Below are 19,148 nucleotides of genomic sequence, written 5' to 3'. Positions count from 1 at the left end.
CGGGCCGGCTGGTGACGCCCCGCTCGACCGATCCTGGGCGCCTCGTGCCGAGGCGTGCCCGTGCCACCGGAAGGATTCCCTCATCATGGCTGCCAAGCCGAAGCCGAAGCCCGCTGACGACTCCGCCGAGCAGGCGCGCCGCGCTCTGCAGATGTCGATGGACACGCGCCAGTAAGTGTAAGTGCAGGGTCGCGTTGCGGCCCTTACCCGCAGGCGGGCATCATGGGATTCCATGAGCCCGCCTGCCGATGCGTCCGCCCAGCAACAGCACACCGCGACCGCCCGCCGGATCGCCGGCCTGGCCCTGCCCGCGCTCGTGGTGCTGGCCGCCGAGCCGCTCTACGTCCTGGTGGACACGGCCGTGGTCGGTCACCTCGGCCCGGTCCCGCTGGCCGCCGTCGCGATCGGCGGGACGGTCATGTCGCTGGCCGTGTGGTTCGGCACGCTCATGGCGTACGGCACGACCGGCCGTGCCGCCCGCCGCTTCGGCGCCGGTGACCGGCCCGCCGCGGTGGCCGAAGGTGTTCAGGCCTCCTGGCTCGCGCTCGGCGTCGGCCTGATCCTCGCGCTGCTCGGTGTGGTCGCCGCGGAACCGTTCGCCGGCCTGCTGGCCGGCGATCCGCGGACCGCGGCCGCGGCCGCCGACTGGTTGCGAATCGCCGCTCTGGGCGCTCCCGGCCTGCTGCTCGCCGCCGCCGGCAACGGCTGGATGCGCGGTGTCCAGGACACCCGCCGCCCACTGTGGATCGTGCTCGGCGCCAATGTGCTCTCCGCGGTGCTCTGCCCGGTGCTGGTCTATCCGGCCGGGCTCGGCCTGACCGGCTCCGCGATCGCCAACGTCACCGCGCAGACCCTGGGTGGTGTGCTCTTCCTGGCCATGCTGATCCGGGAGACCCGGGCGCTGCGCCCGGTTCCGTCGATCATCGCGCGGCAGGTGGTGCTCGGCCGGGACCTGCTGATCCGTGGCGCCGCCTTCCAGGTGTGCTTCCTCTCGGCGACCGCCGTCGCGGCCCGCTTCGGGGTCGCCGCGGTCGGCGCTCACCAGATCGCCCTCCAACTCTGGTTCTTCGCCGCCCTCGCTCTCGACGCGGTGGCGATCGCCGCGCAGTCCCTGGTCGGAGCGGCCCTCGGCGCCGGTGACGCCGACGAGGCCCGCGACGTGGCCCGCCGGGTCACCCTGGCCGGAGGCGTGGCCGCGGTGGCCTTCGCGGCGCTGGCGGCGGCCGGCTCCTCGGTGGTTCCCGGCTGGTTCACCCCCGACCCCTCGGTGCACGCGCAGGCGGCGGCCGTCTGGCCGTGGTTCGTCGGCCTGCTGCCGTTCGCCGGCATCGTCTACGCCCTCGACGGGGTCTTCATCGGCGCCGGTGACGTGGCGTTCCTCCGGACGCTCACGGTGCTGTCGGCGCTTCTCGGCTTCCTGCCCGCGATCTGGCTGGCCTACGCCTTCGACCTGGGTCTCGGCGGCGTCTGGGCCGGGCTCGGCCTGTTCACCGCGGCCCGTTTCGCCGGTCTGGTGTGGCGCTGGCGGTCTCCGCGCTGGCTGGTCACCGGCGCCACCCGCTGACCCCGGGCCTCCGTGCTGCCCTGTCCCCAGGGCGGCCGGCGCTGTGTCAGCGAGCCTGACACAGCGTTGACCAGCGCCCAGAGTTGTCTCGGCGGCACTGCGGGTCGGGCGGCGGCGCGAGGGAAATAGGGTGGGTGCGTGAACACGGACGGACTGATCGTGGTGGACAAACCGGCCGGGATGACGTCGCACGACGTCGTCGCCCGGATCCGGCGGCTGGCGAAGACCCGGCGGGTCGGGCACGGGGGGACGCTGGACCCGATGGCGACCGGTGTCCTGATCATCGGGGTGAACCGGGCCACCCGCCTGCTGACCTATGTGATCGGTTCGGGGAAGAGCTACGCCGCGACGATCCGGCTCGGCGAGGCGACGGTCACCGATGACGCCGAGGGCGACGTGACCGCGACCGCCCCGGCCGGCCACGTGACCGACGAGGCGATCCGGGCCGGTCTGGCCGTCCAGACCGGGGAGATCGACCAGGTGCCCAGCGCGGTCAGCGCCATCAAGATCAACGGTGAGCGGGCGTACAAGCGGGTCCGCGAGGGCGAGACCGTGGAGATCCCGGCCCGCCGCGTCACGATCCACCGCCTCGACGTCCTCGCCATCCGACGCCCCGCGGACCGCGACGTGATCGATGTGGACATCGACGTGAGCTGCTCGTCGGGCACCTACATCCGGGCCATCGCCCGCGATCTCGGCGCCGCGCTCGGTGTCGGAGGCCATCTCACGGCACTGCGCCGGACCGCCGTCGGGGGAATAACCCTCGACGCCGCGTCCACCCTCGCCGAGCTGGAGGAACGCGCCCCCGACGTGATCGGGCTCCCCCTCGCCGAGGCGGCCCGGCGGTCGTTTCCGCAGCGTATCGCCACCGAGGACGAGACCAAGGTCCTCCGGCACGGCGGTCCGCTGGCTCCGGTCGGCATCGACGGGCCGTACGCCGTCTTCGATCCGTCCGGTGACGTCCTCGCCATCGTCAGCGAGCGTGAGGGTCGCGCCCGCGCGGAGATCGTGCTGGCCCCGGCCTAATTCGGGCCGCCCCGTCCGGAGGCGCCCGGCGCCTCAGGACGGGAGATGTCGGGCGATGGTGGCGACCAGATCGGCGGCGGCGTACGGCTTGTCGAGGAAGTCGTCGCAGCCGGCTTCGAGAGCCGCTTTCTGATCCTGCGGGAGGACGCTGGCCGTGACCGCGACCACCGGCGGTCTCGGGCCACCGCGGGCGGCGAGTTCGCGGGCCAGCGTGAGGCCGTTGCCGTCCGGCAGGTTGAGGTCGAGCAGGATGAGGTCGAACTCGCTGTTCGCGAGGCGTTCGCGGGCGACGGCCAGGGTCGCGGCGTCGACCAGTTCGGCGTCCCGGACGGCGGCGACGGAGGCCCGGGCCAGGACGGCCTTGACCAGCATCCGGTTCAGTTCCTCGTCCTCCACGAGGAGGATGCGGTGCGGTTCACTCACGAGTCGGTCCTCCGGGCTGGGTAGTCGGACGGCGGTACCGGGCTGCGGAGCCGGACGACGACGGCCGGCTCCCGCGGAGAGAAGGGCCGGACGCCCGGGTCCGGCGAGGTGGGGGGCTGGACGGCCGGGTCCGGCGAGGTGGGGGGCTGGACGGCCGGGTCCGGTGCGGTCGGAGGCTGGGCGTCCGGACCCTGCGGCGTGAAGAACCGGGCGGTGGCGCCGTCGGCCAGCGCCGTGGCGATGAGCGGGCCCGCCTCCCCGGCGGCGAGGGCCGCCGCGCTCAGCCCGAGCACCGGCGTGTGCCGCCCGGACGGGTCCTGTTCGATGGCCGCGAGTAGGCTGAACCCGTCGTCCCCGGGCGACTGGATGTCGCAGACGATGAGGTCGAAGTCCTCGCTGCGGCTGCGCGCCAGCCCGTCGCGGGCGTCGGCGCAGGTCACCACGTCGGCGCCGCCGGTCCGCAGCCCGTCCTCGATGGCCCGGCGGACGTCGTCGTCGTGGTCCACCACCAGCACCCGCGGCGTGGGCCGGGTGGCGATGGCGTTGGCCAGGGCGCTCACCAGCGAAGGCTGGTCGACCGGCTTGACGAACCAGTCGTGCGCGCCGAGGGCGATCCCGGCCGGCGCCTCGTCCAGGATGCTGGCGACGAAGACCGGGATGCCGGTCAGCCGGTGATCGGTCTTGAACCGGCGCAGCACCTCCCAGCCGTCGATGCCGGGCAGGGTCACGTCCAGCACGACCGCGTCCGGCCGGTGCTCACGGGCCAGCGCCAGGCCGCTCTCGCCGGTCCCGGCCACCTCGACCCGGTACCCGGAGTTCCCGAGTTGGGTGCGCATCAGCTCGGCGGAGTGCGGATCGTCCTCGATGAGCAGGATGTACGGCCCGGCGCCCGGGTGGGCCGACGAGGCGGCGATCGAGGCGGCCGGCAGGTCGACGGTGAACGCGCTGCCCTTGCCGGGCTCCGAGGTGAGACTGATCTCCCCTTGGTGGGCGGCGACCAGCCGGCGGGTCAGGGCCAGGCCGAGGCCGGTGCCGGAGTGCCGCCTTTCCGGGTCGCCGACCTGCTGGAACTCTTCGAAGACACGTTCCAGGTCGTCGGTGGTGATGCCGACTCCGGTGTCGGTGACGACGACCCGGACCCGGTCGCCGGCGGCTCGGGCGGTGACGGAGACGCTGCCGCCCTCGGGGGTGAACTTGACCGCATTGGACAGCAGGTTCTCGACGATCTGGCGGAACCGCAGGCGGTCGGCGTGCGCGGTGACCGGGGCCAGGTCGGCGCGGACGGCGAGCCGTTTGCCGGTGAAGAGCGGGGCCAGCGTGGTGAGGAGGTCCTCGATCGCGGTGTCGACCCGCACCGGGGCGAGTTGCAGCTCCATCCGCCCGGATTCGACCTTGGTCAGGTCGAGGATGTCGTTGATCAGGCCGAGCAGATGGCGGCCACTGCCGTGGATGTGGTCCACCCACTCGGCGGGCACCCGGCGGCGGTCACCCTCCGGCTCTTCGAGCCGCATCAGGTCGCTGAACCCGATGATCGCGTTCAGCGGGGTACGCAACTCGTGGCTCATGTTCGCCAGGAACTCGCTCTTCGCCTGGCTGGCCCGGGTGAGCGCCGCCACCGACGCGCTGAGCTCCGCCGTGATCGCCAGCCGCTCGGCGAGCACCCCGGCCTGCCCGCCGAGGTCGGCGAGCAGCCGCAGGTCGTCCTCGCTGAACAGGTTGCGGTGCCGGTTGAACAGCAGCACCGCGCCCTCGACGTCGGGTGGCACCCGCATCCGCAGCACCCGGACGAAGTCCTCGGCCAGCCCTTCGCCGAAGTGCTCGACCAGGCCGCGCCCGCCCTCCCGGAGCCGGATGGGGACGTCGCGGCGGGCCAGAGGACTCAGGTCGGCGTCGATCGGTTCGCCGGTGGCGGGCAGTCCCGGGCCGGAGTACGCGATCCGGGCGAGCGCGCCGTTCTCCGTGTGCAGCAGCACCGCCACCGCGTCGGCGCCGGTCTGCGCGCGCATGATCTCGGCGTACGTCTGCCAGACCTGCTCCGGCGATCCGGCCGGGGCGCGCAGCAGCCGTTCGGTGACGGACTGGGCGGCGGTGGCCGAGAACAGCCGTCGCAGCCATCGTGGCGGCTGGAAGGAGATGAGGTAGCCGAGGCCGCTGACCAGGGCGAGGACCAGGCTGACGGCCCGCAGCGGCGGGTTCGCGGCGCTGCTTACCCGCAGCACCATCATCAGGCCGCAGGTGAGGGTGGCACCGGCCGCGATCATCAGCCGAGCCCGGTTGGCGCCGGTCCGTCCGCGCGCCTCGCCGAAGATCAGGATCGCCGCGATCACCTCGACGGTGCTGAAGTAGAGCACCGACGCGGCCCGGGCGGGGTCCGGCAGCGGCTGGATCAGCAACACCGGCGTCATCACCGCGGCGTACCCGATGAGCGTCCCCCGGCTGATCACGCGGGGCACCGTCCGCAGCCGACCGGCCAGGCGCAGCGTGAGATAGGGCTGGAGGAGCAGGGCCATCGCGCTCACCGCCCCGGCCCAGCCCGGCACGGCGCCACCGGCCAGGCGGGCCACATCGACGCAGAACACCAGCATGAACGGGGCGAAGAGCAGTGTGACGTCGCGGCGTAACGGATCCCGGCGCCGCAGGTAACCGAGTAGCGCGCGAAGGAAGAGCACCGCGAAGGTGACCTCCGCAGCGAGCAGTACGAGGCGGGTCCACTCGACGCTCATATCAGCATTTATCGTAGCCAGGCCGACGCAATGGAGGGCTGATACCGCTCAGGTGAACGATCGATACGCTAGGGCGGGCAATCTCGGCGGAGGAGCGTTCGATGCAGCGGTGGCGGGGGTTCGAGGCGGTTCCGTCCGGGTGGGGCCGGTCGGTCGTGACGATCGGTGTCTTCGACGGGGTGCACCGTGGCCACCAGGCGATCATCGGGCACGCGGTGAAGCGTGCCCATGACCTCGGCCTGCAGTCGGTGGTGATGACCTTCGACCCGCACCCGGCCGAGGTGGTCCGCCCCGGCTCGCACCCGGCCGTGCTCACCGAGCCGGTCCGCAAGGCCGCGCTGATCGAGGCGCTCGGCGTCGACGCGCTCTGCGTGGTGCCGTTCACTCCGGCGTTCTCGCAGCTGACGCCGAACGAGTTCGTTCACGACGTGCTGGTCGAGTCGCTGCACACCGCGGCCGTGGTGGTCGGCGACAACTTCCGTTTCGGGCACCGGGCCGCCGGTGACGTGGAACTGCTCGAGTCGCTCGGGCGGACGTTCGGGTTCACCGTGGAGGACGCCCCGCTCGTGTCCTCCGACGGACTGGTGTTCTCCTCGACGTACATCCGCAGTTGTGTCGATGCGGGGGACGTGCGGGCCGCGGCGGCCGCGCTCGGCCGCCCGCACCGCCTGACCGGTGTGGTGGTCCGCGGTGACCAGCGCGGTCGCGAGCTGGGCTTCCCAACCGCCAACCTGATGACGCATCGCTATGCCGCGGTGCCGGCCGACGGGATCTATGCGGCCTGGCTCACTCGGGGCGGTGAGAACGGCGAGCGGTTCGCCGCGAGTGTTTCGATCGGCACCAATCCCACATTCTCCGGCCGGGAGCGCCGAGTGGAGGCTTACGTCCTCGATTTCTCCGGTGACCTCTATGGCGAGCGGCTGAGCCTCGACTTCGTCGCCCACCTCCGTGAGCAGCGTAAATACGACGCCATCGAGCCGTTGGTGGCACAGATCCGGGCCGACGTCGAAGAGACCCGGGTGTTGCTCGGTTGACCCCCTGGTAGGGTGGAATAGTCGTTGGAATATCCGACACCGGTCCCGCCTGCCTGCCCGACGCCGCGGGTCGCGGGGTAACCGTGAAATCGGCAACACAGAATTTCGGAGAACATGGCGCTCGATCAAGAGACCAAGAACAAGATCATGGGCGAGTACGCGACCAAGGACGGCGACACCGGTTCGCCCGAGGTTCAGGTCGCGATGCTGACCAAGCGGATCGCCGACCTGACCGAGCACCTCAAGATGCACAAGCACGACCACCACAGCCGTCGTGGTCTGCTGCTGCTCGTCGGTCAGCGCCGCCGCCTGCTGAACTACGTTCAGAAGAAGGACATCGCCCGCTACCGGACGCTCATCGAGCGCCTCGGCCTGCGCCGATAGTTTGATCCTGGGGGAGTGTGAGCTCCCCCAGGAAGCACCACTGACACCCCACGGACCCGCGCGGATCACACCCGTCAGCACCGGTCCTCGGTAGTGGTTCCCAGGCATCCTCCTGGGCACTTCGATCGAAGACCGGCTCGACTGAACCGCGCTGTTGACCGCCGGGTCCTCGACGAAGGAGTACCGCACTTCATGACAGAGCAGAACAACGCTCTCGGCAACGAAACCCGCACCGCCGTCATCGACAACGGATCGTTCGGCACCCGGGAGATCGTCTTCTCCACCGGCCGCCTCGCGCAGCAGGCCGCCGGCTCCGTGATCGTCCAGCTGGGCGACACCACCGTCCTCTCCGCGACGACCGCCGGCAAGCAGCCGAAGGACCACTTCGACTTCTTCCCGCTGACCGTCGACGTCGAGGAGCGGATGTACGCCGCGGGCCGCATCCCCGGCTCGTTCTTCCGGCGTGAGGGCCGTCCCAGCGAGGACGCCATCCTCACCTGCCGCCTGATCGACCGGCCGCTGCGCCCGTCGTTCACCAAGGGCCTGCGCAACGAGGTCCAGGTCGTCGAGACCATCCTCGCGCTCGACCCGCAGCACCCGTACGACGTCGTCGCCATGAACGCGGCCTCGATGTCCACCAAGCTCTCCGGCCTGCCGTTCAGCGGCCCGGTCGGCTCGACCCGCGTCGCGCACGTCGAGGGTCAGTGGGTCGCGTTCCCGACCCTCGAGGAGCTCGAGCGGGCCACCTTCGACATGGTCGTGGCCGGCCGTGTCCTGGCCGACGGCGACGTCGCGATCATGATGGTCGAGGCCGAGGCCACCCCGCACGCGATCAAGCTCATCTCGGCCGGCGCCGCCGCCCCGACCGAGGAGGTCGTGGCCAGCGGTCTGGAAGCCGCCAAGCCCGCGATCCGCGAGCTGTGCCGGGCGCAGAGCGAGCTGGCCGCGGTCGCCGCCAAGCCGGTCGCCGAGTTCCCGGTCTTCCTGGACTACCAGGACGACGTCTACTCGGCCGTCACGGAGGCGATCCGCGAGGAGACCGCCGAGGCGCTGAAGATCGCCGGCAAGCAGGAGCGCGAGGAAGCCCTCGACCTGGTCAAGGCGAAGGCGCACGAGCTGCTCGACGAGCGGTTCGAGGGCCGGGAGAAGGAGATCAGCGCGGCGTTCCGCTCGGTCACCAAGTCCGAGGTCCGCCAGCGGGTGCTGCGCGAGCAGATCCGCATCGACGGCCGCGGCCCCCGCGACATCCGTTCGCTGACCGCCGAGGTCGGCGTGCTGCCGCGCGTGCACGGCTCGGCGCTGTTCGAGCGTGGCGAGACCCAGATCCTGGGCGTCACCACCCTGAACATGCTGCGTCTCGAGCAGTCGCTGGACACTCTCGCTCCCGAGAAGACCAAGCGCTACATGCACAACTACAACTTCCCGCCGTACTCGACCGGTGAGACCGGCCGGGTGGGTTCGCCGAAGCGCCGCGAGATCGGCCACGGTGCGCTGGCCGAGCGGGCCCTGGTGCCGGTTCTGCCGTCGCGTGAGGAGTTCCCCTACGCGATCCGTCAGGTCTCCGAGGCTCTCAGCTCGAACGGCTCGACGAGCATGGGCTCGGTCTGCTCCTCGACGCTGGCCCTGCTCTCCGCCGGTGTGCCGCTGAAGGCCCCGGTCGCGGGCATCGCCATGGGCCTCATCTCCGACGAGGTCGACGGCAAGACGCAGTACATCGCGCTGACCGACATCCTGGGCGCCGAGGACGCGTTCGGTGACATGGACTTCAAGGTCGCCGGCACGGCCGAGTTCGTCACCGCCCTGCAGCTCGACACCAAGCTCGACGGCATCCCGTCGGACGTGCTGGCCGGCGCGCTGCAGCAGGCGCACGAGGCCCGCGCCACGATCCTCTCGGTGATGACCGCGGCGATCGAGGGCCCGGCCGCGATGAGCGAGCACGCCCCGCGGGTCACCACCGTGAAGATCCCGGTCGACAAGATCGGCATGGTGATCGGCCCGAAGGGCCAGACCATCAACGCGATCCAGGACGAGACCGGCGCCGACATCTCCATCGAGGACGACGGCACGATCTACGTCGGCGCGACGAACGGCCCGGCCGCCGAGGCCGCGGTCGAGCGGATCAACGCGATCGCCAACCCGACGCTGCCGAAGATGGGCGACAAGTTCCTCGGCACCGTGGTGAAGACGGCCGCGTTCGGCGCCTTCATCTCGCTGCTGCCGGGCCGTGACGGCCTGCTGCACATCTCCAAGGTGGGCGACGGCAAGCGGGTCGACAAGGTCGAGGACTTCCTCAACGTCGGCGACAAGGTCGAGGTGTCCATCGCCGACATCGACGCCCGCGGCAAGATCTACCTGGACAAGGTGCGCCCGGAAGGCGCGGAGGCCCCGGCGGCCCCCGCGGCTGCCGAGGGCTCCGAGGGTGACCGTCCCGAGCGCGCTCCGCGCGAGGACCGCGGCCCCCGCAGCGAGGGTGGCGGCGAGCCTCGCCGTCGTCGCTCGCGTCCGGCCGGCGACCGTGGCCCGCGCGACTAAGTGACAGCGAACAGCGAACGCGGGTCGGCCGGAAGGCCGGCCCGCGTTTCTACCCGGACCCTGCGGGACGGCGCGAAGAAGACCGTCCTGCCCAGCGGCCTGCGCATCGTCACCGAAGCCATCCCCACCACCCGCAGCGCCGCGCTGGGGATCTGGGTCGGCATCGGTTCCCGGGACGAGACCCCGGCGCTGCACGGCGCGTCACACTTCCTGGAGCACCTGCTCTTCAAGGGCACCCACAAGCGCACCGCCCTGGACATCTCCGCGGAGATCGAGGCGGTCGGCGGTGAGACGAACGCGTTCACCACCAAGGAGTACACCTGCTACTACGCGCGGGTGCTCGACGCCGATCTGCCCCTCGCGGTGGACGTGCTGGTCGACGCGGTGGCCGACTCGATCCTCGATCCGGCGGACGTGGAGACCGAGCGCGGCGTCATCCTCGAAGAGATCGCCATGCACGAGGACGAGCCCGGTGACGAGGTGCACGACGTCTTCGCCGAGGCGATCTACGGCGACCACCCGCTCGGCAGGCTGATCTCCGGCACTCCCGAGTCGATCACCCCGATGACCCGGGACCAGATCAACCGGTTCTACCGGCGCCACTACAAGGCGCCGGAGATCGTGATCGCCGCGGCCGGGAACCTCGACCACGCGACGGTGGTCCGGCTGGTCCGCAAGGCCCTGGCGGGCACCCCGCTGGACACCGGGCCCGCTGATCCGGCGCCGCCACGGCAGGGCAACAAGAGGGTACGGGTCCGCAAGGCCCAGAACGTCGTCCTCCATCGGGACACCGAGCAGGCGCACATCGTGCTGGGCGGCGCCGGGCTGGGTCGCCACGACGACCGCCGGTTCGCCGTGGGCGTGCTCAACAACGTGCTCGGCGGCGGCATGTCGAGCCGGCTCTTCCAGGAGATCCGGGAGAAGCGCGGTCTCGCCTACTCGGTGTACTCCTACGCCGGTCAGTACGCCGACAGCGGCCTGGTCGGCGTCTACGCCGGCTGTGCCCCGGCCAAGGCCCGTGAGGTGCTCGACCTGATCCGGGCCGAGCTGTCGCGGATCGCGGCCGACGGCATCACGCCGGAGGAGCTGAGCCGTGGCAAGGGCATGGCCAAGGGGTCGTACGTGCTGGGCCTGGAGGACACCGGGTCCCGGATGAGCCGGCTGGCCAAGTCGGAGCTGCTGCACGGCGACCTGATGGGCGTCGACGAGTTGCTCGGCCAGGTGGACGCGGTCACCGCCGACCAGGTGCACGCGGTCGCGACCGCCCTGTTCGCACAGCCGTTGTCGCTGGCTGTGGTGGGCCCGTTCGACTCCGGCGAGTTGCCTGCTTAACAGCCGCGCCCGGGCCGTAGGTTAGGTTGGCGGTGTGACTGACGTGCTCGAAACCATCCGTGTCGGAGTCCTCGGCGCCCGGGGCCGCATGGGCCTGGAGGTCTGCAAGGCGGTCGACGCCGCCCCCGATCTCGAACTGGTCTCCATGATCGACCAGGGCGAACCGCTGTTCAGCGCTTCCGACGCGGGTGCCCAGGTGCTGGTCGACTTCACCAACCCCGACGTGGTGATGGACAACCTTCGCTGGGCGGTGGAGCAGGGCATCAGCGTGGTGGTCGGCACCTCCGGCTTCACCTCCGACCGGCTGGAGCAGGTCGGTGACTGGCTCGCCGCCAAGCCCGGCACCGGCATCCTGATCGCGCCGAACTTCGGGATCGGCGCGATCCTGATGATGCAGTTCGCCGCGCGCGCGGCCCGCTACTTCGACTCGGTGGAGATCATCGAGCAGCACCACCCACGCAAGCTGGACGCGCCCAGCGGCACCTCGATGCACACCGCCAAGGTGATCGCCGAGGCCCGCGCCGCGGCGAAGTGCCCGCCGATGCCGGACGCCACCAAGGAGGAGATGGCCGGCGCCCGGGGCACCGACGTCGACGGGGTGCGGGTCCACTCGATCCGGGCCGCCGGCCTGGTCGCCCACCAGGAGGTGCTGTTCGGCGCCACCGGGGAGACGCTGACCATCCGGCACGACTCGCTGGACCGGTCGTCGTTCATGCCGGGCGTGCTGCTCGCCGTCCGCAACGTGCTGAAGCGCCCGGGCCTGACCGTCGGCCTGGACCCGCTGCTCGACTAGCCGGCGGGCTGGTCGCCGCCGACGGCGACGTGCAGACGGATCTGGGGTACGAGCAGGTCGTCCACATCGAGGGCCCGGCTCGCCCCGTCCGGCTCCCAGCCGGTCGAGCCGAGAAATTTCCGCATCGCCGCGTCGGCGTCGTAAACCCAGGCCACCGCGGTCCGGAAGCCGTCGTCGCGCCAGTTGTCGACCGCGGCGGCCAGCATCCGGCTGCCGTGGCCGCGACGGCCCCAGCGCGGCTCGATGAGCAGGTCGGTGACGGCCGCGACGTCGTCGGGCAGCGGCTTCTCCTCGGGTGCCAGGGCCTGTTCGTCGGCCGGCCCGGACGCGGCGAACCCGACCACGTGTGAGGCGCTGTCGCCCTGCTCCACGGCGATCAGCACCCGGTGCCGGCCGGACGGCGGGGCGGTGATCGCCTCGGTCCAGCCACGGGCGAGGTAGCCCTCGTCCAGGTTCTCCAGAACGTGTGCCGGGAACATCCGCCGGTACGCGGTGCGCCAGGTGGAGAGCTGGATACGAGCGATCTCCGCCGCGTCCTCGGGACGGGCGGGACGGACGAAGCCGAGTGCCATGGCGGCAACTTTGTCATACCCGTCACCTAGTCTGCCCCGGTGGCCGTGCCCGAATCGCTCTCCGTGTCCCAAGCCCGCCGGATCACTCTGGCCGCCCAAGGCTTCACCGACCCCCGGCCCGGTGGCGTCATTGACCTGCGCCACCTGCGGCGAGTGCTGCGCCGCCTGCACCTGATCCAGATGGATTCGGTGAACGTGTTGCAGCGCGCCCACTTCATGCCGCTCTACAGCCGGCTCGGGCCCTATCCGGCCGGCCTGCTGGAGCGGGCCGCCTATCGCCGGCCGCGCGAGCTGTTCGAGTTCTGGGGCCACGAGGCGTCGCTGATCCGGGCCGACCTGCAGCCGCTGTTCCGCTGGCGGATGGCAAGGGCACACGAGTTCGCCTGGGGCAACATGCGGCGGATCGCCGTGGAGCAGCCCGAGCTTGTCGCCTGGGTGCTCGACGAGGTGCGTGAGCGCGGCCCGATCACCGCGGCCGAGATCGAGCACGACGCGCCGCGCAACTCCGACCACTGGGGGTGGAACTGGTCGGTCGTCAAGCAGGCCCTGGAGTGGCTCTTCTACACCGGCCAGGTGACCGCCGCCGAGCGCACCACGTCCTTCGCCCGGCGTTACGATCTGCCCGAGCGGGTGCTGCCACCGGCCGTGCTGGCGGCACCCACCCCGGAGCCTCAAGGCGCTATCCGGGCACTGGTGGAGCTCTCCGCCCGGGCGCTCGGGGTGGCCGCCGAGGCCGAGCTGCGCGACTATTTCCGGCTTCCGCTGCAACCGTGCCGGGTGGCTGTCGCCGAGCTGGCCGAGGCCGGGGTGCTGCGCCCGGTGACGATCCCGGGCTGGAAATCGGCGTGGCTGCACCACGAGGCGCGGCTGCCCCGCAGGGTCGGCGCGGCCACCCTGGTCAGCCCGTTCGACCCGCTGATCTGGGAGCGGGCGCGCACCGAGCGGCTGTTCGACATGGCCTACCGCATCGAGATCTACGTGCCGAAACCGCAGCGGCTGTTCGGCTACTACGTGTTGCCGTTCCTGCTCGGTGAGCGGTTCGCGGCCCGGGTCGATCTGAAGGCCGATCGGCGGTCGGGCGAGCTGCAGGTGCCCGCGGCCTGGCTGGAGCCCGGCGCCGACCCGGAGGAGACCGCCACCGCGCTCGCCGCTGAGCTGCGCCGGCTGGCCGGCTGGCTCGGCCTGCAGACGGTCGCCGTCCCGGAGCGGGGCGACTTCGCGGCCCCGCTCGCGAGCGCGTTGGCGAGCTGCTCCGTGGGTGTGCCGTGAGGCCGCTCGCGAGCGCGTCGCCGAGCTGTCCCTCGGGTGTGCGGTGAGGCCGCTCGCGAGCGCGTCGCCGAGCTGTCCCTCGGGTGTGCGGTGAGGCCGCTTGCGAGCGCGTCGCCGAGCTGTCCCTCGGGTGTACCGTGACGGCCATGAGCGTTGCCGAGCTGCCACCCTGGCTCGCCGACCAGCCGATCCAGGGCCCACCTGTCCCACCCGAGTGGTTCCGGCACACCGACCGTGAGCCCGACCGGCTTACCCGGCTGGTCAACCGCGTCTCGACTCGTTCCCCGATCTGGCTGGCGCCGTTCGCGGTGCTGGTGTGCGCCGGTGGCGCGATCGGTTACACGATGGCCACCGCTCCGGCCGCGGCCGCGGCCGGTGAGCCGCCGTCGTGCCTGCTCAAATATCTGACCGGGTTCGTCTGCCCGGGCTGCGGTGGCACCCGGGCCGCGTGGTTCCTGCTGCACGGCGACCTGCCGGCGGCGGCGCGGCACCACCTGTTGTTCGTCTTCGCGGTGCCGTTCCTGCTCTATCTCTACGTGGCGTGGGCCGGCCGCAAGGTTTTTCGGTGGCGTCTGCCGGAGCTCTCGATCAGTCCAGCCGCCATGATCACATTCATGGCGGTCTGGGGTGTGTGGAGCATCCTGCGTAACCTCCCCTGGGCGCCGTTCACCGCTTTCTACGTGTGACCGGGCCGTCCGATAGGTTGTCAGGTATGACGCACGACCCGCGGCCCTTCGGACGGCTGCTGACCGCCATGGTGACTCCGTTCACCCCGGACGGTTCCCTGGACCTCGAGGGTGCGGCCCGGCTCGCCGCCCACCTCGTCGACGAGCAGCGCAACGACGCGCTCGTGATCAGCGGCACCACCGGTGAATCCCCCACCACCAGCGACGCGGAGAAGGAGACCCTGCTCCGCGCCGTGATCGAGGCCGTCGGGGACAGGGCGAAGGTCGTTGCCGGCGTGGGCACCAACAACACCGCCCACACCATCGAGCTGGCCCACGCCGCCGAGAAAGCGGGGGCGCACGGCCTGCTGGTCGTCACGCCGTACTACAGCAAGCCGCCGCAGGCGGGCGTCGAGCGGCACTTCCGCGCGGTCGCCGACGCCTCCGGGCTGCCGATCATGGTTTATGACATTCCGCACCGGGCCGGCACGGCGATCGCCACCGAGACCATGTGCCGGATCGCCGAGCACGAGCGGATCGTCGCGGTCAAGGACGCCAAGGGTGACCTGATCGCCAGCTCGCAGGTGCTGGCCCGGACCGATCTGGCCTACTACTCGGGCGACGACGGCGCCACGCTGCCTCTGCTGTCCGTCGGCGGGGTCGGCCTGGTCGGCACCTCGTCGCACTTCACCGGTGTGATCGTGCGGGAGATGATCGAGGCGTTCGAGCGGGGTGACACCGCCACCGCGCTGGCCCGCCACCGCACCGGGATGCCACTTTTCACCGGAATCTTCCGGTCGCCCGGGACCATGCTGGTGAAAGCCGGCCTGAACGCGCTCGGCCTGCCCGCGGGACCGGTCCGGTCACCGCTGGTCGACGCCGGGCAAGAAGAATTGCACCAATTGCGCCAGGACGCCGCCGCGGCCGGCATCGTGCTCTGACAGGAAGAGGCGTATGAGTCAAGCTCACGTGGAGCTGGGTCCGCCGCCGCCGCTGCCGGAAGGCGCCTTGCGCGTCGTCCCGCTCGGCGGGCTGGGCGCCATCGGCCGCAACATGACGTACTTCGAGTACGACGGGAAGATCCTGATCGTCGACTGCGGGGTGCTCTTCCCCGACGTCGAGCAGCCGGGCGTCGACCTGATCCTGCCCGATTTCGCGCCGATTCTGGACCGGCTCGAAGACGTTCAGGCGATCGTGCTGACCCACGGTCACGAGGACCACATCGGCGCGGTTCCCTATCTGCTGGCCCACAAGCCGGACATCCCTCTGGTCGGGTCGGAGTTCACGCTCGCCCTGGTCGAGGCGAAACTGGCGGAGCGGCGGCTGGATCCGTACACCCTGACCGTCCGTGAGGGCGGGATCGAGCGGCTCGGGCCGTTCGAGTGCGAGTTCTTCGCGGTGAACCACTCGATCCCGGACGCGCTGGCCGTCGCCATCCGTACCCCCGCGGGTCTGGTGTTGCACACCGGTGACTTCAAGATGGACCAGGTGCCGCTGGACGGGCGCATCACCGACCTGGCCGGGTTCGCCCGGCTGGGCGCCGAGGGCGTCGATCTGCTGCTCTCCGACTCGACGAACGCCGAGGTCCCGGGCTTCGTCACGCCGGAACGCGACATCGGACCGGTGCTCAGCTCGATCTTCGGCAAGGCGCGCGGCCGGATCATCGTGGCCAGTTTCGCCTCGCACGTGCACCGCGTGCAGCAGGTGATGGACGCCGCCTGGGAGCACGAGCGCAAGGTCGCCCTGATCGGCCGCTCCATGGTCCGCAACATGGGCATCGCCCGCGAGCTGGGTCTGCTGCGCATCCCGGACGGCCTGCTGGTCGGCCTTGATGAGGCGGCGCGCATGCCGCAGGACGAGATCGTCTTCATGTCCACCGGTTCGCAGGGCGAGCCGATGAGCGCCCTCGGGCGGATGTCCACGGGCGATCACCGGCACATCACCATCGCCTCCGGCGACACGGTGGTGCTGGCCAGTTCGCTGGTGCCGGGCAACGAGACCTCGGTCTACCGGGTGATCAACCAGCTGTCCCGGGCCGGCGCCACGGTGGTCCACAAGGAGACGGCGAAGGTGCACGTCTCCGGCCACGCTCCGGCCGGCGAGCTGCGCTACCTGCTCAACGTGACCCGGCCCAGCAACCTGATGCCGGTGCACGGCGAGTGGCGCCACCTGCGTGCCCACGCCCAGCTCGGCATCGAGACCGGTGTGGCGCCCGACCGGGTGGTGCTGTGCGAGGACGGCGACGTGGTGGACCTGGTCGAGGGCCACGCCCGCGTGGTCGGCCGGGTCAAGAGCCGGTATGTCTACGTCGACGGCCTCGCGGTCGGCGACGTCAGCGAGTCGCTGCTCACCGAGCGCCGGATCCTCGGCGACGGCGGTTTTATCTCCGCCACCGTGGTGATCGACTCGGTCACCGGCAAGGTGGTCGGCGAGCCCAGCGTCTCGGCGAAGGGCTTCTCCGAGGACCCGGAGGCGTTCAATCCGGTCATCCCGTTGCTCACCGCGGCCCTGCACCGGTCGGCCGCCGACGGGATCACTGATCCGCACCAGTTGCAGCAGGTCGTCCGCCGGACGGTCGGCCGCTGGGTGAACGACGCCTACCGCCGCCGGCCGATGATCGTGCCGACTGTCGTAGAAGTCTGAGGTCTTTTTCAACCATTCTCGGTCGAGCTGCGTACTCCTTGGCACGGTGCCGCCCCCACGGCACCTGTGGCGGAGGGAGTTCTCCAGATGCAGCGCAGACCGATCGTCGTGGCTGGGGTGGTGGTGGCAGCGGGCGCGGCAGCGGTCGCTTTCACCCTGCCCTCGCTCGCTGGCACCAATGAGGCAGCCTCGCCGGCGGCCGCGAAGAAGTCTCCGGGGGGTGTCTCCCCGAATCTGCTCGCGGCCATGAAGCGGGACCTGGGCCTCGACGGCGAGCAGGCCGCGGCGCGGTTGGCCCGCTCGGAGTGGGCCGGTGGCGTCTCGGCGACGCTGGCCGCCCGGACCGGTGAGGACTTCGGCGGCGCCTGGCTGGCGTCCGACGGCACCACGCTCAAGGTCGCGGTGACCGATTCCGCGGCGGCGTCGGCGGTCAAGGCCGCCGGTGCCGTCCCGGTGCTGGTCAAGCACAGTGAGGCCGAGCTGGACGCGGCGAAGACCAAGCTGGACGCGGCCGGCGTCAAGGTGGCCGGCCTGACCGGCTGGTATGTCGACGTGACCACCAACAAGCTGGTCGTCGTCGCCAAGTCGAGCGGGAAGGCGGAGGCGCTGGCGCTGGCGAAGCGGGCCGGCGTACCGGCTGACGCGGTGGCCGTGAAGGTCAGCGACGCCCAGCCGAAGCCGCTGTTCGACCTCCGTGGCGCTGACCCGTACTTCATCAACGTCGGCGGCGGGCAGGCCCGCTGTTCGATCGGCTTCTCGGTGCAGGGCGGTTTCGTCACCGCCGGACACTGCGGTGCAGAGGGCGCGACCACCACCGGCTTCAACAACGAAGCTCAAGGCACCGTGGAGTTCTCGGTCTTCCCGGGCGCGGCCGACATGGGCTTCGTCGCGGTGAACGGGGACTGGACGCCCCGCGCGGTGGTCAACGACTTCGAGGGCAACGAGCTGCCGGTGGCCGGCAACACCGAGGCCCCCGTCGGCGCGGCGGTCTGCCGTTCCGGTTCCACCACCGGCACGTTCTGCGGCACGATCCTGGCCAAGAACCAGACCGTCGTCTACCCGGAGGGTGCGGTCACCGGCCTGACCCGGACGGATGTCTGCGCCGAGGGCGGCGACTCCGGGGGCCCGTGGCTCTCCGGTGACCAGGCCCAGGGCCTGACCTCGGGCGGTTCCGGCGACTGCACGGTCGGCGGCGAGACCTTCTTCCAGCCGCTCAACGAGGTCCTGGCGGCACAGGACCTGACGTTGGTGACCACCGGGGGCACCGGCGGTGGGGAATCCACCACGCCGCCCGCCGAGACCGCGTGCGAAGCCCTGCCGGTGCAGCGCACGGGCGCCATCAACCGGGCCGGCCAGGCGCAGGCGCAGCCGAACGGCGGGTCTTACCGGGCCCGCGCCGGCACGCACACCGCCTGCCTCGACGCCCCGGCGGGCACCGACTTCGACCTGCTGCTGCAGGAGCAGAACCAGCAGGGCGGCTTCCGGACCGTGGCTGAGGCGACCGGCAGCGGCGACAAGTCGCTGACCTTCACCGGTGGCTCCGGCACCTATCGGTACGTGGTCGTGGCGAGTTCCGGCACCGGCTCGTACAGCCTGGGCTTCGACGTTCAGTAGTTCCGGGTTTCCGCCGGGCGGGGCCGGGTGCGCAAGTTACCCGGCCCGGTCCGCATCGGGGTTCTCACGATTTCTGTGAGGACCCCGATTTCAGTTCGCCCAGTGCCTCGCCGAGCCGGCACCCGGTCGCCACCCCGCAGAGCAGCACCTGGTCGAGTTGTTCGGTGGTGAGGCCGTGTTCGCAGTCGGTGGTCACCTCGCCCACCACGATGGCCTGGCCGTCGTCGGTGACCTGCACGTACGCCTTGGGCCAGAGTTGGTCGCGGTTCCAGGTGTTGCAGAACTCGTACAGCCGCTGCACGTCCTCGACCGAGAAGACGTGCTGCATCATCGCCCTTACCTGGAGGATCTCTTTCCGGGCGCCCAGCCGGAAGAAGTAGATGAGGTTCCCCTGGAAGTTGCCGGCTATGTCGCCGTCGGCATCGACGAAGTACGAGAATCCGCGTCCGTCCAGCGCAGTCTTGATCATGTCGTTGCTGAGAGGTTGCACCGTACGATGGTAAATGCCGGGAAAGTGAAAAGCAGTCGCGGTGCGCCTTCTCGGCGGAACGGCCCCGCACCGCTACGGTGAGAT

The 19,148-nt window shown here is 71.0% G+C and carries 16 protein-coding genes; 12 read left to right on the top strand and 4 right to left on the bottom strand.

Going from position 1 to position 19,148, the window contains the following annotated elements; genetic code table 11:
* Positions 1-232 precede the first annotated feature (232 nt).
* Positions 233-1,564 carry an MATE family efflux transporter gene (locus tag QLQ12_RS03005; RefSeq protein ID WP_282756971.1) on the top strand — a complete coding sequence of 444 codons (1,332 nt, stop codon included), beginning with the start codon at positions 233-235 and terminating at the stop codon, positions 1,562-1,564.
* A 138-nt stretch (positions 1,565-1,702) separates the two neighbouring features.
* Entirely contained in the window at positions 1,703-2,590 is an 888-nt protein-coding gene (gene truB / locus QLQ12_RS03000) for a tRNA pseudouridine(55) synthase TruB (RefSeq protein WP_282756970.1), read from the top strand.
* Between the two features lie 33 nt (positions 2,591-2,623).
* Here truB and QLQ12_RS02995 read toward each other — a convergent pair whose 3' ends face one another.
* Complete coding sequence (locus QLQ12_RS02995; protein WP_282756969.1) at positions 2,624-3,013, bottom strand: response regulator; 390 nt, start codon at positions 3,011-3,013, stop codon at positions 2,624-2,626.
* The gene (locus QLQ12_RS02990) at positions 3,010-5,736 is read right to left on the bottom strand and encodes a response regulator (RefSeq protein WP_282756968.1); all 2,727 of its coding nucleotides are present in this window, start codon (positions 5,734-5,736) and stop codon (positions 3,010-3,012) included. Before QLQ12_RS02990 ends, QLQ12_RS02995 begins: the two co-directional genes overlap by 4 nt.
* Positions 5,737-5,837: 101 nt before the next feature.
* Here QLQ12_RS02990 and QLQ12_RS02985 point away from each other — a divergent pair, with 101 nt between their 5' ends.
* From QLQ12_RS02985 to dapB, 5 genes are all read left to right on the top strand, one after another.
* Positions 5,838-6,770 (top strand): bifunctional riboflavin kinase/FAD synthetase, encoded by a 933-nt coding sequence (locus tag QLQ12_RS02985; protein WP_282756967.1) that lies wholly within the window; start codon positions 5,838-5,840, stop codon positions 6,768-6,770.
* Positions 6,771-6,884: 114 nt separating this feature from the next.
* Complete coding sequence (gene rpsO, locus QLQ12_RS02980) at positions 6,885-7,154, top strand: 30S ribosomal protein S15 (protein ID WP_282756966.1); 270 nt, start codon at positions 6,885-6,887, stop codon at positions 7,152-7,154.
* A 192-nt stretch (positions 7,155-7,346) separates the two neighbouring features.
* Entirely contained in the window at positions 7,347-9,686 is a 2,340-nt protein-coding gene (locus QLQ12_RS02975; protein ID WP_282756965.1) for a polyribonucleotide nucleotidyltransferase, read from the top strand.
* A complete protein-coding gene (locus QLQ12_RS02970) occupies positions 9,687-11,018 on the top strand; it encodes a M16 family metallopeptidase (protein WP_407651397.1) in 1,332 nt (443 codons plus the stop codon).
* Positions 11,019-11,052: 34 nt separating this feature from the next.
* Complete coding sequence (dapB, locus tag QLQ12_RS02965) at positions 11,053-11,811, top strand: 4-hydroxy-tetrahydrodipicolinate reductase (RefSeq protein ID WP_282756964.1); 759 nt, start codon at positions 11,053-11,055, stop codon at positions 11,809-11,811.
* Here dapB and QLQ12_RS02960 read toward each other — a convergent pair.
* Positions 11,808-12,383 (bottom strand): GNAT family N-acetyltransferase, encoded by a 576-nt coding sequence (locus QLQ12_RS02960; RefSeq protein WP_282756963.1) that lies wholly within the window; start codon positions 12,381-12,383, stop codon positions 11,808-11,810. The genes dapB and QLQ12_RS02960 overlap by 4 nt on opposite strands.
* A 39-nt stretch (positions 12,384-12,422) precedes the next feature.
* Between QLQ12_RS02960 and QLQ12_RS02955 the strand changes: the two genes are divergently transcribed.
* From QLQ12_RS02955 to QLQ12_RS02935, 5 genes are all read left to right on the top strand, one after another.
* Positions 12,423-13,652, top strand: a complete 1,230-nt coding sequence (locus QLQ12_RS02955) for a winged helix-turn-helix domain-containing protein (RefSeq protein ID WP_282756962.1) — start codon at positions 12,423-12,425, stop codon at positions 13,650-13,652.
* A 146-nt stretch (positions 13,653-13,798) separates the two neighbouring features.
* Positions 13,799-14,338: a DUF2752 domain-containing protein gene (locus tag QLQ12_RS02950; protein WP_282756961.1), complete on the top strand. Its 540-nt coding sequence runs from the start codon at positions 13,799-13,801 to the stop codon at positions 14,336-14,338.
* A gap of 26 nt (positions 14,339-14,364) precedes the next feature.
* Complete coding sequence (gene dapA / locus QLQ12_RS02945; RefSeq protein ID WP_282756960.1) at positions 14,365-15,258, top strand: 4-hydroxy-tetrahydrodipicolinate synthase; 894 nt, start codon at positions 14,365-14,367, stop codon at positions 15,256-15,258.
* Positions 15,259-15,271: 13 nt separating this feature from the next.
* Positions 15,272-16,960 (top strand): ribonuclease J, encoded by a 1,689-nt coding sequence (locus QLQ12_RS02940; protein ID WP_282756959.1) that lies wholly within the window; start codon positions 15,272-15,274, stop codon positions 16,958-16,960.
* A gap of 87 nt (positions 16,961-17,047) precedes the next feature.
* A complete protein-coding gene (locus QLQ12_RS02935) occupies positions 17,048-18,574 on the top strand; it encodes a S1 family peptidase (RefSeq protein WP_282756958.1) in 1,527 nt (508 codons plus the stop codon).
* A gap of 64 nt (positions 18,575-18,638) precedes the next feature.
* Here the strand turns inward: QLQ12_RS02935 and QLQ12_RS02930 are convergent, their stop codons facing one another.
* Positions 18,639-19,064, bottom strand: coding sequence for a type III secretion system chaperone family protein (locus QLQ12_RS02930; protein ID WP_282756957.1), 426 nt, complete (start codon positions 19,062-19,064; stop codon positions 18,639-18,641).
* Between the last annotated feature and the right edge of the window lie 84 nt (positions 19,065-19,148).

This window comes from Actinoplanes sandaracinus, from assembly GCF_030009775.1.
GTDB lineage: Bacteria > Actinomycetota > Actinomycetes > Mycobacteriales > Micromonosporaceae > Actinoplanes > Actinoplanes sandaracinus.
This window is presented reverse-complemented; position numbering and strand designations above follow the sequence as displayed.

What these genes read in the sequence shown, in the direction of transcription:
- QLQ12_RS02940 (WP_282756959.1), top strand. Translation starts at nt 15,272, where the DNA reads ATGAGTCAAGCTCACGTGGAGCTGGGTCCGCCGCCGCCGCTGCCGGAA.
- QLQ12_RS02950 (WP_282756961.1), top strand. Translation starts at nt 13,799, where the DNA reads ATGAGCGTTGCCGAGCTGCCACCCTGGCTCGCCGACCAGCCGATCCAG.
- dapA (WP_282756960.1), top strand. Translation starts at nt 14,365, where the DNA reads ATGACGCACGACCCGCGGCCCTTCGGACGGCTGCTGACCGCCATGGTG.
- QLQ12_RS02985 (WP_282756967.1), top strand. Translation starts at nt 5,838, where the DNA reads ATGCAGCGGTGGCGGGGGTTCGAGGCGGTTCCGTCCGGGTGGGGCCGG.
- QLQ12_RS02975 (WP_282756965.1), top strand. Translation starts at nt 7,347, where the DNA reads ATGACAGAGCAGAACAACGCTCTCGGCAACGAAACCCGCACCGCCGTC.
- QLQ12_RS03005 (WP_282756971.1), top strand. Translation starts at nt 233, where the DNA reads ATGAGCCCGCCTGCCGATGCGTCCGCCCAGCAACAGCACACCGCGACC.
- QLQ12_RS02935 (WP_282756958.1), top strand. Translation starts at nt 17,048, where the DNA reads ATGCAGCGCAGACCGATCGTCGTGGCTGGGGTGGTGGTGGCAGCGGGC.
- rpsO (WP_282756966.1), top strand. Translation starts at nt 6,885, where the DNA reads ATGGCGCTCGATCAAGAGACCAAGAACAAGATCATGGGCGAGTACGCG.
- QLQ12_RS02990 (WP_282756968.1), bottom strand. Translation starts at nt 5,736, where the DNA reads ATGAGCGTCGAGTGGACCCGCCTCGTACTGCTCGCTGCGGAGGTCACC.
- QLQ12_RS02960 (WP_282756963.1), bottom strand. Translation starts at nt 12,383, where the DNA reads ATGGCACTCGGCTTCGTCCGTCCCGCCCGTCCCGAGGACGCGGCGGAG.